Source organism: Flavivirga eckloniae, assembly GCF_002886045.1.
Classification (GTDB): Bacteria; Bacteroidota; Bacteroidia; order Flavobacteriales; family Flavobacteriaceae; genus Flavivirga; species Flavivirga eckloniae.
Genome location: NZ_CP025791.1, coordinates 309860 through 326060, shown reverse-complemented (window position 1 = coordinate 326060; position 16201 = coordinate 309860). Strand labels below are relative to the sequence as shown.

General features: G+C 33.2%; 10 protein-coding genes and 1 pseudogene. 10 read left to right on the top strand and 1 reads right to left on the bottom strand.

What is annotated here, in order from left to right:
- Positions 1 to 450: 450 nt before the first annotated feature.
- Entirely contained in the window at positions 451 to 870 is a 420-nt protein-coding gene (locus tag C1H87_RS01335) for a 3D domain-containing protein (protein WP_199769321.1), read from the top strand.
- A 70-nt stretch (positions 871 to 940) separates the two neighbouring features.
- Here the strand turns inward: C1H87_RS01335 and C1H87_RS01330 are convergent, their stop codons facing one another.
- Complete coding sequence (locus tag C1H87_RS01330) at positions 941 to 1495, bottom strand: ExbD/TolR family protein (protein WP_102754092.1); 555 nt, start codon at positions 1493 to 1495, stop codon at positions 941 to 943.
- Between the two features lie 174 nt (positions 1496 to 1669).
- On the opposite strand from C1H87_RS01330, the gene C1H87_RS01325 reads away from it, so the two are divergent.
- The 9 genes and pseudogenes from C1H87_RS01325 (at position 1670) to C1H87_RS01285 (ending at position 15808) form a co-directional block, all read left to right on the top strand.
- Positions 1670 to 4954 carry a glycosyl hydrolase gene (locus C1H87_RS01325; RefSeq protein ID WP_102754091.1) on the top strand — a complete coding sequence of 1095 codons (3285 nt, stop codon included), beginning with the start codon at positions 1670 to 1672 and terminating at the stop codon, positions 4952 to 4954.
- Between the two features lie 239 nt (positions 4955 to 5193).
- Positions 5194 to 8214 (top strand): SpvB/TcaC N-terminal domain-containing protein, encoded by a 3021-nt coding sequence (locus tag C1H87_RS01320; RefSeq protein WP_102754090.1) that lies wholly within the window; start codon positions 5194 to 5196, stop codon positions 8212 to 8214.
- 17 nt (positions 8215 to 8231) lie between these two features.
- Positions 8232 to 8684 (top strand): lipocalin family protein, encoded by a 453-nt coding sequence (locus C1H87_RS01315; protein ID WP_158655092.1) that lies wholly within the window; start codon positions 8232 to 8234, stop codon positions 8682 to 8684.
- A gap of 2 nt (positions 8685 to 8686) precedes the next feature.
- Entirely contained in the window at positions 8687 to 13228 is a 4542-nt protein-coding gene (locus C1H87_RS01310; protein WP_102754088.1) for a DUF6443 domain-containing protein, read from the top strand.
- A 1-nt stretch (position 13229) separates the two neighbouring features.
- Positions 13230 to 13964: a hypothetical protein gene (locus C1H87_RS01305; protein WP_158655091.1), complete on the top strand. Its 735-nt coding sequence runs from the start codon at positions 13230 to 13232 to the stop codon at positions 13962 to 13964.
- A 69-nt stretch (positions 13965 to 14033) separates the two neighbouring features.
- Positions 14034 to 14246 carry a hypothetical protein gene (locus C1H87_RS01300; protein ID WP_102754086.1) on the top strand — a complete coding sequence of 71 codons (213 nt, stop codon included), beginning with the start codon at positions 14034 to 14036 and terminating at the stop codon, positions 14244 to 14246.
- A 13-nt stretch (positions 14247 to 14259) separates the two neighbouring features.
- The gene (locus C1H87_RS01295; RefSeq protein WP_102754085.1) at positions 14260 to 14691 is read left to right on the top strand and encodes a hypothetical protein; all 432 of its coding nucleotides are present in this window, start codon (positions 14260 to 14262) and stop codon (positions 14689 to 14691) included.
- The gene (locus tag C1H87_RS01290; RefSeq protein ID WP_158655090.1) at positions 14612 to 15121 is read left to right on the top strand and encodes a hypothetical protein; all 510 of its coding nucleotides are present in this window, start codon (positions 14612 to 14614) and stop codon (positions 15119 to 15121) included. The genes C1H87_RS01295 and C1H87_RS01290 overlap by 80 nt, the downstream gene beginning before the upstream one ends.
- A 129-nt stretch (positions 15122 to 15250) precedes the next feature.
- Positions 15251 to 15808 (top strand): annotated as a pseudogene (locus C1H87_RS01285) (REP-associated tyrosine transposase).
- Positions 15809 to 16201 lie beyond the last annotated feature (393 nt).

Genomic DNA, 16201 nt, shown 5'->3' with positions numbered 1-16201 from the left:
TTCTTGTCATTCCGAATGAGGCACGAAGAGCCTGCCTGTCGACAGACAGGGAATCTTAACTCCCTGCCTTTCGGCAGCTACGGTGTATCCACATCTTTTTAATCAAGCCACGAATTACACAGATTTACACGAATAAAACCTCAATATGATGGATAGCTCTCTATACTATTCATAATCACGAATCAGACTTTCAGTTTGTTTTTACAATCTAAACCCGATTTAATTCTATTATATTTCCGTACTTTAACTTATAAATAAGTAAACTAATTTTACTTATTTGTAAATAATTTATATTTAGAACCATTTGTGATAATTCGTGAAATTAAAGTGTTATTTCCCTGTTTTGATTTATCCAGAGCTCATATCAATTAAATAGGTTCAATAGGTGAAATGATAACTTTTTTAAAATCTTTACGTTAACATTATATAATTAACCTACACATATGTTTTATGATCAACAACGGATTTTTAATACCAATCCTTTTTATTATCTTTTTAAACTGTAAGGAAAGGAACATTAAGGAAAAAGATACTGATGTTTACAAATGGCATACCATAGAGGTAACGGCATCTGCTTATAATTCATTAAAATATCAAACAAATTCCAATCCAAGTATAGCGGCTTTCGGAGATACTTTAAAGCCCGGAATGTATTGTATTGCTGTTTCCAGAGATTTACTTAAACTAGGAATTAAACACAATACTCCCATTAAAATTGAAGGTTTTGATAGCATTTATTTAGTGAAAGACAAAATGAATGCACGTTGGGAAAAACATATAGATATTTATATGGGAACCGACATAAAAGCGGCAAGAAATTGGGGCAGAAAAAAGGTGACTATTAGTTATGGGCTTCTTAAGGAAAAATAGGAGTTATTTTTAAAAAGCCACGAATAATACAAACCATCAATAATTTGCATTATTCGTACCTAATCTTGTTTTATTTAGTTTCAGCTTCAGAAATAATAAAAGGGTAGGCATCCTTAACTTGCTTTAGCTCTTCTTTCGTTAGCTTATCAGCAGGTTTTTTGAGTACATTCAAACTATAGGTGTTTCTTAATTCGTAATACGATTTTGTCAGCTCATTTTGCACAGCTATAAATTGTTTATAAGAAGTATGTCTACCATTCTGTAATGATACTACTGCCTTTTTAGGATTATCGGAGGCATTAGCACTTTTAACACCATTACAATAATGGCAAGAACCATCACCATTATTATCTAAAAAGGTTTTGGCGATCTCTTTTAGCTCGGTAATAGCAACCACATTATTATTGACCATGATTTTGTCATCGTTGTTTATTAAAATACGAAGTATGTTGCGTTCATAAATGGGGCTTGTACAATCATTAGTAGGGCAATCTTTTGGGAGTAACCTGTTTATACCTTCATCTGAAGATATGGTGGCTGTTACAAGAAAAAAGATAAGTAATAAAAATGCAATGTCTGCCATGGAACCTGCATTTACTTCAGGCATAAATTTAGATCGTCTCATAATTATAGTTTTAAATGTTAATATGTTAACGAAATCACAAAAACAATACCACATTATTGCATATAGCCTAACAGACTAAGCTTTTACAGATTGTTAAATAAATGTTATTAAAAAGTGTGTTCTTTCCATAATTTATAACCTTGCAATCGATTTATAACTATAACCAATACTCTAATGAAAAAAATCTACATTATTGCTGTTTTTTTGTTTGCATTGTTCGCTACAAACTTCAGTAATGCACAAAGAAAAAGTAAAGAAGAGAAGCAACCTTTAGATGAAATAAGTTTACAGGGATTAAAATGGCGTAATATTGGACCGGCCGTTAATTCCGGAAGAATATCTGAAATAGCTGTAAACCCAAATAACCCATTTGAATACTATGTTGCTACGGCATCTGGTGGTGTTTGGAAAACAACCAATGCCGGAGTAGATTACCAACCTATTTTCGATAGCCAAGGCGCATACTCTATAGGTTTTATAACTATAGATCCTAATAACTCTAATGTTATTTGGGTTGGAACAGGAGAAAATAACGGCCAACGTTCTGTAGCTTACGGAGATGGTGTTTATAAGTCTATAGATGGTGGAGCGAGCTGGAAAAATGTAGGTTTAAAAAACTCTGAGCATATAGGGAAAATTATTGTAGACCCTAATAATTCAGATATTGTTTATGTAGCAGCTATCGGTCCTTTATGGAATAAGGGAGGCGAAAGAGGATTATACAAGACAACAGATGGCGGAAACACTTGGAACCGTGTTTTACATGTTGATGAACATACAGGAGTTAGTGATATTATAATGGATCCTAGAGATTCTAATGTTATCTATGCAGCAACGCACCAAAGAAGACGACATGTTTACACCTATGTAAGTGGTGGACCCGGTTCTGGAATACAGAAGAGTGTAGATGGTGGTGCTACTTGGGAAAAGATAAATAAAGGATTACCAGATGTAGAACTGGGAAGAATAGGTTTGTCTATATCTCAATCCAACCCCGAAGTACTTTACGCAATAGTGGAAGCTTCAAATAAAAAAGGAGGCTTTTTCAGATCTACAAACCGCGGTGCCAGTTGGGAAAAGAGAAGTAGTTATGTAACTAGCGGAAACTATTATCAGGAAATCATGACAGACCCATTAGATTCTGAAACGGTTTTTGCCATGGATACTTGGCTACATGTAAGTCGTGATGGCGGAAAGACCTTTAAGAAAACAGGCGAGGTCTATAAACATGTAGATAATCATTCCATATGGATTGATCCTAGAAATACAGATCACTGGTTAGTGGGAACAGACGGTGGTATTTTTGAAACGTTTGATGCTGCAAAACACTGGGATTTTAAAGAAAACCTACCGATAACACAGTTTTATAAAGTATCTGTAGACAATGAAGCGCCTTTTTACAATGTATATGGCGGAACACAAGACAATTCAACATTAGGAGGACCTTCTCGCGTTATTACCAACCACGGTATAACCAATCAAGATTGGATCATTACTACAGGGGGAGATGGTTTTGAAACTCAGGTAGATCCATCTAATCCTAACATAGTATACTCGCAGTCTCAGCATGGTGGTTTGGTAAGATATGACAAGGTTAGCGGTGAGCGTGTTGGAATTAAACCCGTAGAACGAGAAAATGAAAATAAATATACATGGAACTGGGATTCGCCGTTGGTAATTAGCAGACATAGTAAAAGATTATATTTTGCTGCCAATAAGGTTTTTAAATCTGATGATTACGGAAACAGTTGGGAGGTTATTAGCGATGATTTAACTCGACAATTAGACAGAAATAAGCTTAAGGTTTACGATCGTGTAGTGAGTATAGATGCAGTAGCAAAAAATGCGTCAACGTCTATTTACGGATCTGTAGTAGCGTTATCGGAATCTCCAATTAATGAAAATTTATTAATAGCTGGTACCGACGATGGATTAATCCAAATAACAAACAATGGAGGTGAGTCCTGGAGAACAATCGATAACATTCCTGGAGCTCCAAAACAGTCATATGTTAATAGCGTTTACTTATCTCAACATGATGAGAATGTGATTTATGTGGCGTTTAACCATCACAAATATGGCGATTTTAAACCTTATATTTTCAAGTCTAGCGATCAAGGGAAAACATGGAAATCTATTAGTAATAACTTACCAGTAAGAGGAAGTGTTTATTCTATTGAAGAGGATCATGTAGATAAAGATTTGATCTTTTGCGGTACGGAATTCGGTGTTTATTTTTCTCCAAATTCGGGAACTCGTTGGAAAAAATTGGCAAATGGTTTACCAACTATCGCAGTAAGGGATATTGCTATTCAAAGAAGAGAAAACGATTTGGTTTTAGGAACTTTTGGTAGAGGCTTTTATATTTTAGATGATTACTCGTCGTTACGACAAATTGAAAACGCTAAACCAGCAGAAACTGCGGTAATATATCCAATACGAGATGCTTTAATGTGGGAAGAAAGTAATCCTTTAGGACTTACAGAGAAATCGTTTATGGGACATAACTTTTTTAGTGCAGAAAATCTAGGTCCGGTATTAACACTTACTTATTTTTATAATGATACTTATAAATCTTTAAAAGATAAGCGTCAGGAAAAAGAAAAAGAATTAATTAAAGATTTTAAAGACACTCCATATCCGAGTTATGAGGTTTTGAAAGCAGAGGAAAACGAAATAGCTCCTAAATTGGTTTTTGTTATAAAAGATGTTGCAGGGAAAACAGTGAAAAAAATATTTAAGACTCCAAAAGAAGGGGTGCAACGTTTAAGCTGGAACTTACGCTATGATTATGACAAACCAGTTCGTTTGAATAAATCAAAAGAGTATAACCCATGGGCAGGAAAAGAAATAGCTACTTTGGTTAATCTGGGTACATACTCTGTAGAAATGCATTTGTTGGTTAATGGGGATATGAGTTTATTGGTTGCGCCACAAAACTTTAAAATAAAAGCATTAAACAATACAATAATGCCTGCAGAAGATAGAGCAGCTAAAGTTGCTTTTCAAAGAGAAGTGAATGCATTGCATACCGAATTGACTATAAGCGGCAACAAAATAAGTCAAATAGAAAATAAGTTAAAGCACATAAAAGAAGCTATTAAAATAGCAGATTACCCTATTGATGAATTAACCAAATCTGTTTTAGATATTGAAAATCAATTAAAAGCGGTGCGTGTTTTACTTTACGGCGATCCACTTAAAAACCGTTTGGATATAGATCAAAAGTTACCAACCTCAAGCCGATTAGGATCTATCGCTTATCAACAAAAGTATTCAACGGCTTCGCCAACCAAAACACATTTAAATAGTTTTAAAATAGCGAAGTCTCAGTTTGAAGGCATAAAGCCAAAGGTGGATAAGCTTTACGAAGTTGATATTAAAGCATTGGAAAAACTATTAAAAGAAATAGGAGCTCCTTATACTCCGGGACGTTTAATGGAAATGCCTAAGGAATAACATATAGGTTATAATCAAACTATTGTAAAAGGGATGTAATTTTATTACATCCCTTTTTTTATGTAAAAACTAAGGTTTTCCCTTATTGAAAGTAAGGAGTAATGGTTGAAAATACTCAATGCTAGCAGTTTAGCCTTAGAAAAAAAAGTGTTTTCCCTTACTAATCCTAAGGCAAACCTTAGCAGGATTTAGAGTTTCCTTGATAATTTTATACGAAAGAAAACTTTAATTATCTTCTTATGAAAAAACGATCTGTTTATTTAGTATTCTCTTTTGTGTTTTTGAGCATTTTAATAGCGCAGGCACAACTGTCTAACCCAGCAACTATTCCGCCTTCACCACAGTCAGAGGCCTTTATGAAATACGGTGAGTATAGTATCAATTACTCAACAGGTGTTCCCGATATTTCTGTACCGCTTCATGAAATTGATCATCATGGGTTTAAAATACCAGTATCTCTAAGCTATTATTACCAAGGAGTAAAACCAGGCTATAATATTGATGTTTTTGGTTTAGGTTGGGGGGTAAACCCAACAGGTAAAATTTCAAGAGAAATTAGATATATGGCAGATGAAAAAAATGACTTTGTTGTAGATGTTCGTGATCCTTTTCTCTATACACATATAATGAATACTGATTTTTATAATGAACCGAGATCATTTAACCATTCGGCAGATTTGTTTCACGTATCCTTGCCTACAGGTTTATCTTTTGATTTTACAATTGTTAAGTCAACAAGTGGGGACTATAATGTATATATATCCAATAAAGAGCCAGCCATTATAAAACATACAACTTTTGGGGTTAATAATGAATTGTCATGGGAAATAATAGATAAAAATGGTATAAAGTATACCTTTTCAGGAGACGATGGGGAAAAAGTTTTATATGGTGGTAATAATGATGTAATAACAACATGGAATTTAAGTAGCATTAAGCTTCCAAATAGCAATGAGCTTATAACATATAACTATAGAGAAGGAATTTTAAATGGATTTACAGAAGACAACGTAACAGCATCGGTAACTAATTTATTCGATGCTAATCACTGTAATGATATACCAAAACCATTAGAGTATCAAACAGATTTGTTGGATCGTATAGAGTATGGTAACACTTACATAAACTTTACTTATAATACTAATCTTAGCCACCAATATGTAGATCACAATTTTATTAAATCTATAAGCATTGGTGAAACGGGAGGAAAGCTAATTAAAAAGATTACATTCAATATGTCAGATCAAGGCAATAAAATCCCCCTCTATTCTATTCCTCTGATGCGACTAAATTCTATCGCTATTTCTGGTTCGCCACAAATTACACCAATTTTACCTCCAAAAATTTATAATTTTTCATATGGACCTATGACAACTTTTAGCACAAGAAATACAGACCATTGGGGCTATTTAAATAATGAAGGTAATTCCCCCTCTGGAAGTAATTTCCCCGAATTTTCTATATACCTATTTGGAGTAAATACGTCATGTTATACTGGTGCAACCGAAATAACTCCTGGCCACCATGATCCCAACATAAAAGAATATAAACTAGGAGACGCTATAAAACAATCTGGTGGTCAGCATGGTACGCTAAACAAGATTATCTATCCAACAGGAGGATATACAGAGTTTACTTTTGAAAAAAATTACTTTGGGTGGAGAACGCCGTCAGATTTTACTTCTCTAAATTCTAATCATCAAGGCGCAGGTTTTAGAATAGCACAAATAGCCAATTACGATTCGGGAGATACACTTTTGTCAAACAAAATATATAAATATGGAGCATTAGTAAACCCAGATTCGTTTTTTGACCCAATACATACAGATATGGGTGTTGCCCCAGTAGAACCTAATGCTCTTAGTTATTTAAACTATAAAACTTTTGAATTTGATTATACATCACATCATAAATTTTTAAAAGAATGGCCGCAAACTGGAAGCCCCACGACACATATTAGTGTATTACTAGGACCTGGCGATTTTGAACATATTTTTAATAATTCGGTGTTTAAATCTATTCTTAATGGAAGGCCGTCGGTTGTATATCCTGAAGTTACAGTTTATACTGGAGAATTTGGAAGTGCGACTTTGGATAAAACACTTGGTAAAACGGTATACAAATACGATTATTTTGACGAACAAGGAGATTTTATTGAACCTTGGGTTTTATTAAAAGATGGTCAGTCTTACTATATCCCTAAAACGCATCGCTATAATAAGCTATTGGAACAAATTGATTATAAACGAGAGGATATAACCACAGGGAATCCAACCCATCCAATACGATCAGTGTATACACCCGTGAGAAAAATAGAGAATAAATGGATAGAGTTGCCGGGAGATATTTTTATAGTAAATAAGTTTTTAAAAGTTGTACCAAATATGGTTCCACATGATCCTGGTTATACCAATCCCTATTTTTATTCAAATCATACTATTTATAAAGAGTTGTATTTTACTAACCTTAGTGAAACGATAACTACTAATTATATAAGTAGCACAGACTCAATTCAGACGAAAGAAAAAATGACTTATTCGGGAAATTTTTTAATTCGTCGAGAAACAACGAACAGTGATAATAAAAAAAACATACAGAGTTATAGATATGTTGCTCATGAAGTAAGCCCTCCTGTTATTGAAACCATGCGTAGTGATGCAATTCATATGATTTCACCAATAATTGAGAGTATTACTCGCTTAAAAGAAGGAACTAATGCTGAAATATTAATTTCTGGAACAAAAACAGATTATAAAGAATTTACCGTAGGAGGTAACCCTCTTTTTGTGCCAGAAAAACAAGTCCTTATAGATAAATCTAATGTAGAAACCACCGAATTGACCATACTTAGCTATACCGCAAATGGTAAACCCAAAGAAGTACAGGGAAAAGATGGTATAATTACAAGTTATCTCTGGGGCTATAATGACAGATACCCTGTAGCTAAGGTAGAAAATGCAACAATATCTACTGTAGAAGGGCAACTAACTGCTACTGAACTGGCTGGTGTTAAAAACGGCACCTATGATCGTGCTAATATGGTCAGTACTTTGAATAAAATTAGAACAGGATTAGGTTTAGGTAACTTTTATATGGTAACCACTTACACCTACGACCCTTTAATAGGAATGACAAGCATGACCGATCCCAAAGGAGAAACTATTTATTATGACTATGACCATTTTGGAAGATTGAAAGATGTTAAAGATGCTGCTGGAAAAATATTGAGTCATACAAATTACCATTATAAAAACCAATAATAAAAGAAAACATACCTATGAAACCACAATATTATATCATTGTATTGATTACTATCATATTTAGTTTACCAGTGCGGTCGCAAACACTAGCAATAAGTTCGAAACAGCTTACAGGGAGTTGGGTGTTTGATTATAATACCTCATTAGCGAAAATGAGCACTAACTCCAAAAGAAATTTTGATGCTATGAACCCAGAAAACAAGACTAGGTTTAAGACGATTTATAGAGGAAGAAAACTCACTTTTAAAACTAACGGCACCTTTTTACAAGAGTTATCAAACGGAAAAAACACTTTAGGTATTTGGAGTTTGGAAAACAACAACCTTGTTCTTAAGCCCGAAAAAGGCAGTGTATGGATCTTTAAAATATATAAGTTGTCCGATACACGGTTGATCTTGAAACTCGAAAACAAAGGAAGCAACATCACGATCATGCCAAAATGGATTTTTACAAAATTTAAACATAATTAGTCATGAGTAAATATAATCTCAATAATTTAACCTACCTTTTTTCAATCGTGTTAACTATGATGGTTGGTATAATTGATGGAAATTCACAAAACGTGTCCATTGTAGGATTGCCTACGGCAAACTTTGGAGAAACAAAGCACTACACTTTAAACGACCCGAACTCACAGATAGATATGGCCTTCCCGCCCAAGTGGACTACTAACGGTACCCTAATGAGCCAAAGTCAGGATGTTTTATATGCAGATGTTTTATGGAATACTGTATCAGGCTCAAATAGTGAAGTTGAATTTAAGTATTACGATTCAATGGATGTTTTATGGAGTACCAAATTTACAGTGAATGTCTCAAACTTACCATCCACTCCAGTACCAACACTTAGTGCAGTTATGCAACCTACTTGTTCAACAGCTTTAGGAAGTTTTACTATTACTAATTATGATGCTTCTTATAGCTATACAGCAACCCCATCTTTAGGAGTGACTTTTACAGGTGCTGTGGTTACGGCTCCCGAAGGTAGTTATACTATAACGGCAACCTCAGGAGGGGTTAGTTCTCCTGTATCAGAAACCAGAGTGATAAATGGGCAACCATCTTGCTTGGGGCTTAGTAACGAAAACTATGTACATACAATAGCGCCTAGAATAAGAACAACAGATATTGCTTCTTTAACCACTATCCAAAAAACAGAATCTGTAAACTATTTTGATGGACTTGGAAGACCCATACAAAGCATAGGCATAAACGCAGGAGGCAACGAAGAAGATATTATTACACATATTGATTATGATGAATATGGTAGGCAAGATAAAGAGTATTTGCCCTACGCTTTAAACGGTAATAAAGGCTTGTACCGGACTGATGCTCTAATATCAACAAGTAATTTTTATAATACAGCTAAATATGAAAATACGCCCAATCCATACTCAGAAAAACATTTTGAAAACTCTCCTCTTAGCCGTGTTTTTGAGCAGGGAGCCCCAGGAGTAGATTGGGGCTTAGATAAGGTGAATGATACAGATCACACCATTAAGTTTGACTACCTTACTAATACAGATGCTGATTATGTACGTAATTTTGCAGTATCATTTGTTGGAGGTAACACAGAAGCCCCCCAATTAAAAGACAATGGTCTTTATCCAGCTTCAGTATTGTATAAAACGATCATAAAAGACGAAAACTGGCAGCCAAACCAAATAAATCCATCAGACCATACTACAGAGGAGTATAAGGATAAACAAGGAAGAGTTCTTTTAAAACGGACATATAATAAAGGTTTATGGCACGATACATATTATGTATATGATGATTATGGAAACCTTACTTATGTACTGCCTCCAAAAGTTAGAAATTATGGATCTATTGTGCAGGCATACAAAGATTTAAAGGTTAATATGAAAGTTGTAGATAATCCAAATCTTGGCTATTATTATTCGAATAATATGCAAGGTGAAGGTTTTTTTAATGCTTCTACATATAATGGAACCGTGTTAAATATTTTTATAGGGGAAACTAATGCCCCTAACTCGGCTTTAAAAACTGGTAAAGTTTTAGATTTAGACTTTATCACACCACAGTTACCGGACATGTCTTTAGGTAATGTTTATTACGATGAGTTTGTTAACCAATCCCCAGTAATAGTAGGTACAGCGCATATATTAAACGGTGGTTTGTATTTCAATTCAAATGGCACAGTTCTGTCTAACTATGGCGATTTATATTGTTCAGGAAATCTTACGCAATCTACATTTCCCCTCAATACAGTATCACAGTCTGATTTAGATAACTTATGCTATCAATACAAGTATGATAATAGAAATAGGCTGATAAAAAAGAAAATACCGGGCAAAGACTGGGAATATATAGTTTATGATAATTTAGACAGACCTGTTATGACCCAGGATGCTAATTTAAGAGCAGCTAACAATTCCAATCTTACAACAGATCAATGGTTGTATACAAAATATGATACATTTGGCAGGATCGCCTACACAGGGATTTATACAAGTAACGAGACGCAAGCACAGTTACAGGCCATTTTTAATAATAAGTTGCCTCACCGAAATTATGAAGATATAGATATGGCCGGAGTTAACAATTTATTTTATGAAGATGTCGATTTTCCCAATACCAATACAGAGGTTCTAACGGTCAACTATTATGACAATTATAATGCCCAATTTGCTACACACCAAAGTCCCGTGTCCTTTGGTGTAACAAGTATCGATTACCCAAAAGGCTTATTAACACATAATAGAGTGAAAATACTAGGAGCCGCCAACGATTGGATAACTACACATACCTATTATGATGACAAAGGACGTATCATATATGTAAAAAGCATAAACGATTACTTGGGAACTACAGATATTGTAGAGAATGAACTTGATTTTGTAGGTAAGCCTCTTAAAACCAAAAAAAGCCACACTCGAAATAGTACAACCATTACAACCTTGGAAAATTATACCTACGATCATGTTGGACGCTTAATAACACAAACTCAATGTATAGGAGATGAGACCATGGGCTATGTATGCCCTAGTAGTAGTGCTACTGTTGCAAATTTAGCTCTAACAGGTACTATTAACACCGATCAGGTGGCAAGTAATAGCATTACTATAACCAACGGAACAATTTTGCCAAATACAAGATTATGGATTAGCCCAGAACAGCAAGAAATGATTGTTAATAATACTTATGATGATTTAGGCCAACTTGAAAGCAAAGGGGTCGGTGGCAAAATGTCAAACAGCAATAGATTGCAAATAGTCGATTATACTTATAATATAAGAGGCTGGTTAAAGCAAATAAACAATCCAACAACATTAGGAACCGACCTGTTTGCATTTAAAATAGGCTATAATGAAGGTACTAATGCTCTATATAATGGTAATATAGCATTAACCCAATGGAAAACAGCTAATACAGATAGTGGATTAAAAAACTATAACTATCAATATGATGCTCTAAATAGAATCACAACGGCAAATAGTCATAATGGATATTTTACACTTAGTAATATTGTTTACGATAAGAATGGAAATATACTAGGTTTGAGACGAACGGGAAAAAATCATGCTACTAATAATACCTATGGGAATATTGATAATTTAACATATGGTTATGAAACTAATAGTAATAAACTTAAGAGTGTTACAGATTCCTATGGACTTTCTTATGCTGGATCTGAAGGTTTTAAAGATGGAAACACTTTAGGAGACGATTATCGATACGACAAAAACGGTAATATGGTCATGGATTTAAATAAGGGTATCGGAACCACTACTACAGATGGTATTACCTACAACCATTTAAACCTCCCAACTTTGGTAAATATTAACGATGGTGGAAGTAATAACGGAACAATTTCTTATATTTACGATGCCACTGGTGTAAAACTTAAAAAGGTAGTAAGCACAGGTACAACAACAGAGTATGCAGGTAATTATGTGTATGAAAACAGTTCTTTGAAATTCTTTAATCACCCTGAGGGATATGTCGATGTGAATGGTAGCAGCTATAATTATGTATATCAATACAAAGATCATTTAGGAAATGTGAGGTTATCATATATGGATAGTAACAATAGTGGCAATGTTACTTCTTCTGAAATACTGGAGGAGAACAATTACTATCCTTTTGGGTTGAAACATAAAGGGTATAATACGGTGGTCAATTCTACCAATCCAGCACTTAAGTATAAGTACAATGGCAAGGAACTAAATGAAGAGTTTGGGTTGGATTTGTATGATTATGGTGCTAGGAATTATGATGCTGTTTTAGGGAGATTTATGAACATAGACCCATTAGCTGAAATTTCTTTCGAGTATTCTCCTTTTAATTATGTAAAGAATAACCCACTAAATCTAGTTGACCCTACAGGGATGATTTGGAAAGACCCAAAAGAAGCTGAAAAGTTAAAAGATAAAGCTAGGGATAGAAAAAAATCTATTGCAAAGAGTAAGGTTAGAGACCAAGAAAGATTAAAAGACATTAGTATTTCTGATAGAAAAAAGAATAGAATAGAAAAAAGAATTAAGGATTATGACTCCAGAACTAAAAGTTTAAATAATACCATTAAAAACATTGATGCTTTAGGGGCAGATAAAGATCATACTTTTGATTTGGTAAGTGGTAGTGACGGAAAGAATCACGTTGTTATGGGAGAAGATGGAGTTATAAATATTCAAGGGCCAAACGATGCCTTGAAAATACATGAACTAACACACGCTGCTGTTTCGCTAAAAAACCCTAAAGGATTGAGATTTGATAAGAATGGAAAGCTTCTGGCAAATTATCCAGGAGGGCTACTCGACGAAATATTAGGATATTCTGCTCAGTATGGTTTTGACCCTTCTTCTTTACCTTCAAGCGCTAGTTCAATGGATGAAATTGACATGGTGTTTTTAGCATCAATTAAGGATGACAATAACAGGCCTGTGTACAAAGTGCTTTATAATAAGTATAGAGAGCAAATAAATGCTAGAAGAAAGAAACAGAGAGAAGAGAAGAGACAGGTTAGACAAGAAAAGAACAAAACTAACTAGTATGAAAAAAGCAATAGTGTTTTTAGTTTTAATAATTAATTCATTTCATTTTTCATGTAAGTCAGCTAAGAACAACTTTAATAGTTTAAGCGGGGATTTTATAAATTCCAAAGATAATTTAAAGCTGACTCTAATTAATAATAATTATTTTTTGCAAAATATTAGTAGTGAATCAGATATTGCTAACTATAAATGTTGCGACACTATTTCATATGGATATTATTCTTTTGATACAAAAACGAGGTTTGTTACACTTAACAGTTCTAGAGATTTTGACGTTAATGATTTGAATTTTAATGTTAAGGAATCAATTAATAAAAATCAAGATTCTTTAGTGTTCAAATTTTTAAATCCAATTGAAAATCATTACATAAAATTTAAGGAAAAATCTAGAGAAATTAATTATTCTATACAAATTTTGGGAAGTAAACCGCTCTATATTTCTTCCGATAAAAACCCATTAGTAGTGAATAATATTGAAAGAATTGATGAAGTTCAATTTTTTATTCGCCCTAAAAATGATATTCCTCTTAAAAATTTAGGGATGAATGAATTAGTAACCCAATCATATAGGCTTGTTAATCCAAATTCAAATCAGTTTGATATTGATTTTCCTGGTTTAGATTATGAATTTATCAATTTTAAGAGGTTGAATCATGAGTACATCAAAGTTGTAAATGAGAATCTATTGATATGGGATGGGATTGAATATTATAAGAAAAACAAAACTCTCTGAGCATAATGTATGTTAGTTCCCAAGCTAGTTCCCTAGCTAGCGCTCGTTTGTAACGAGTGCGCTACAGGAATGGAAGGAAACTATAGTGGGTACTCAGCAGGTCTTGGTGTTTCTGGAGAATACCAGTGGTCTAATGAAGATAATGCTAGAGGAGAATTATATCCTGGTCAAAAAAGTACAACAAGCTGGGAAACAAATACTGTTGGTTCAGGTTATGGAGGAGGAGAGGTAGGAGCCAAAATATTTTGGGGAAAATCAAAAATTTTAAAGCAATTAAATTAATTATTTGTACAAAGTGAAAAATAATAAATTGTATAAGTACCGGTATTTACTGGTACTTATATTTTTGTTTGGAAGTTTTTTAATTTTAAAGGAGATTAAAAAAAGGAATAATGTAAAACTAAAAATAAACGAAATTAAAGAGAAGTTTGAAGGAGTTATAGTTGAGAAATTTTCAGTTAGAAATACACCTCCGACACATTTAAGAATTAAAAACGAGTATGGTTTTATTGAAATCAGTCCAAATCAAGAAATTGTTTTAAAAGCTAATACTGGTGATAGTATTATCAAGATGGAAAATGAAAACTTTGTTTATTTAATCACAAAACAAGGTGCGAAAACTAAATATTTTTATACAAGATTATCAAATGAGACAAGAAACAGTAAATATTTCCCAAAAGAATGGAAAAAACTATGGTATGAATCAAGTAAATGGGATAATGACTAGTTTTATTAAAATATCATTATCAATTGTAATTTTCTTATTTACTTTTAGTACACAAGCTCAGAAATTTAAAAGAGGTACAATTACCGAAATAATTGATACAAATAGATTTATGATAGAAAATTTAGCCGATGGAGTAGTTTTTTTAGCTTGTATGCATGAAACTAAATCTATTGACAATAATAGTGAAAATTATGTTTCCGCTATTAAATATCTAAAGGAGAAGATACTAAATAAAAATATATTTTATGTTATTGAAAATGATGATTCAAATGTAAATGAAGTTTCTATTATTTATGATTGCGTTCCTAACGATAACAAATTACTCGAAAGTGATATGCCATGTTTAAGTGCTAGTTATTTAAATATTGAATTTATTAAAAACAAATACGTTATATATACTGGGAATAATAAAGTTTTGAAGAAGCTTTAAAACAGCCCCCGCTCGGGTACAGTATGTCCCTAGCTAGCGCTCGTTTGTAACGAGTGCCGTTAAGAGTATAAATTATAAAACAAAAAGCTGTTCTAAAGTAATAGATCAGCTTTTTGTATTTTGTAAAACATGAGTAGAAAATATAAGTTTTATAATAAATCAGGGCTATATTTTGTGTCTTTTGCTACCGTATATTGGTTGGATGTATTTACTAGGCAAATATATTATGACATATTAACAGAAAGTATTGATTATTGTAGAGCAGAAAAGGGAATGGAACTATATGCCTATTGTTTTATGCCAAGTCATATTCACTTTATATTTAGATAGAGCGATGAAAAACCAATGGAATTGATACAATCCTTTAAAAAACATACAGCTAAAAAAGTAATTAAAGCAATAGAGAATAATCCTCAAGAGAGTAGAAAAGAGTGGCTGTTATGGATGTTTGAAAGAGCTGGTAAAAAACAGAGCAACATTTCTAAACATCAATTTTGGCAACATCACAATAAACCAATTGAGTTGTGGACTGAGAAAGTAATCAAACAGAAAATAGATTATATTCACAACAATCCGGTAGAAGCAGGTTTTGTAACCGATCCAATTGACTGGAAATATTCTAGTGCGAGAAACTTTCAGGAAGACAATACTGTTTTAGAGATTGATTCTGCAGGGTTTTTGGGGTAGGGTTATACAAGTGCGGCGCTCGTTACAAACGAGCGCTAGCGGGGGTAGGGTTATACAAGTACGGCACTCGTTACAAACGAGCGCTAGCGAGGAGAGTAGCATTGTTTTTTCTCGATACTAATAAAGTAATACAGAATATTTATGACTTAGATTTTAATTTGGATTAACATAACCGTCAAAACTAGTTGATAATCAGGTAATATTTAATAAAATAATTTAAAGAAATGATATTCTTTCTAGCGAATTAAGTAAATAAACAAAAGCTATTTTAAAAAATTACCCGCTCCCGCTAAACTATCCGTAGTAAGCAAATAAAATTGATAAATAATAAATTAAAAAGCTTTTGCAATCATGCAGAAGCTTTTTTGCATTTTTATGTTTATGAGTTCTAAC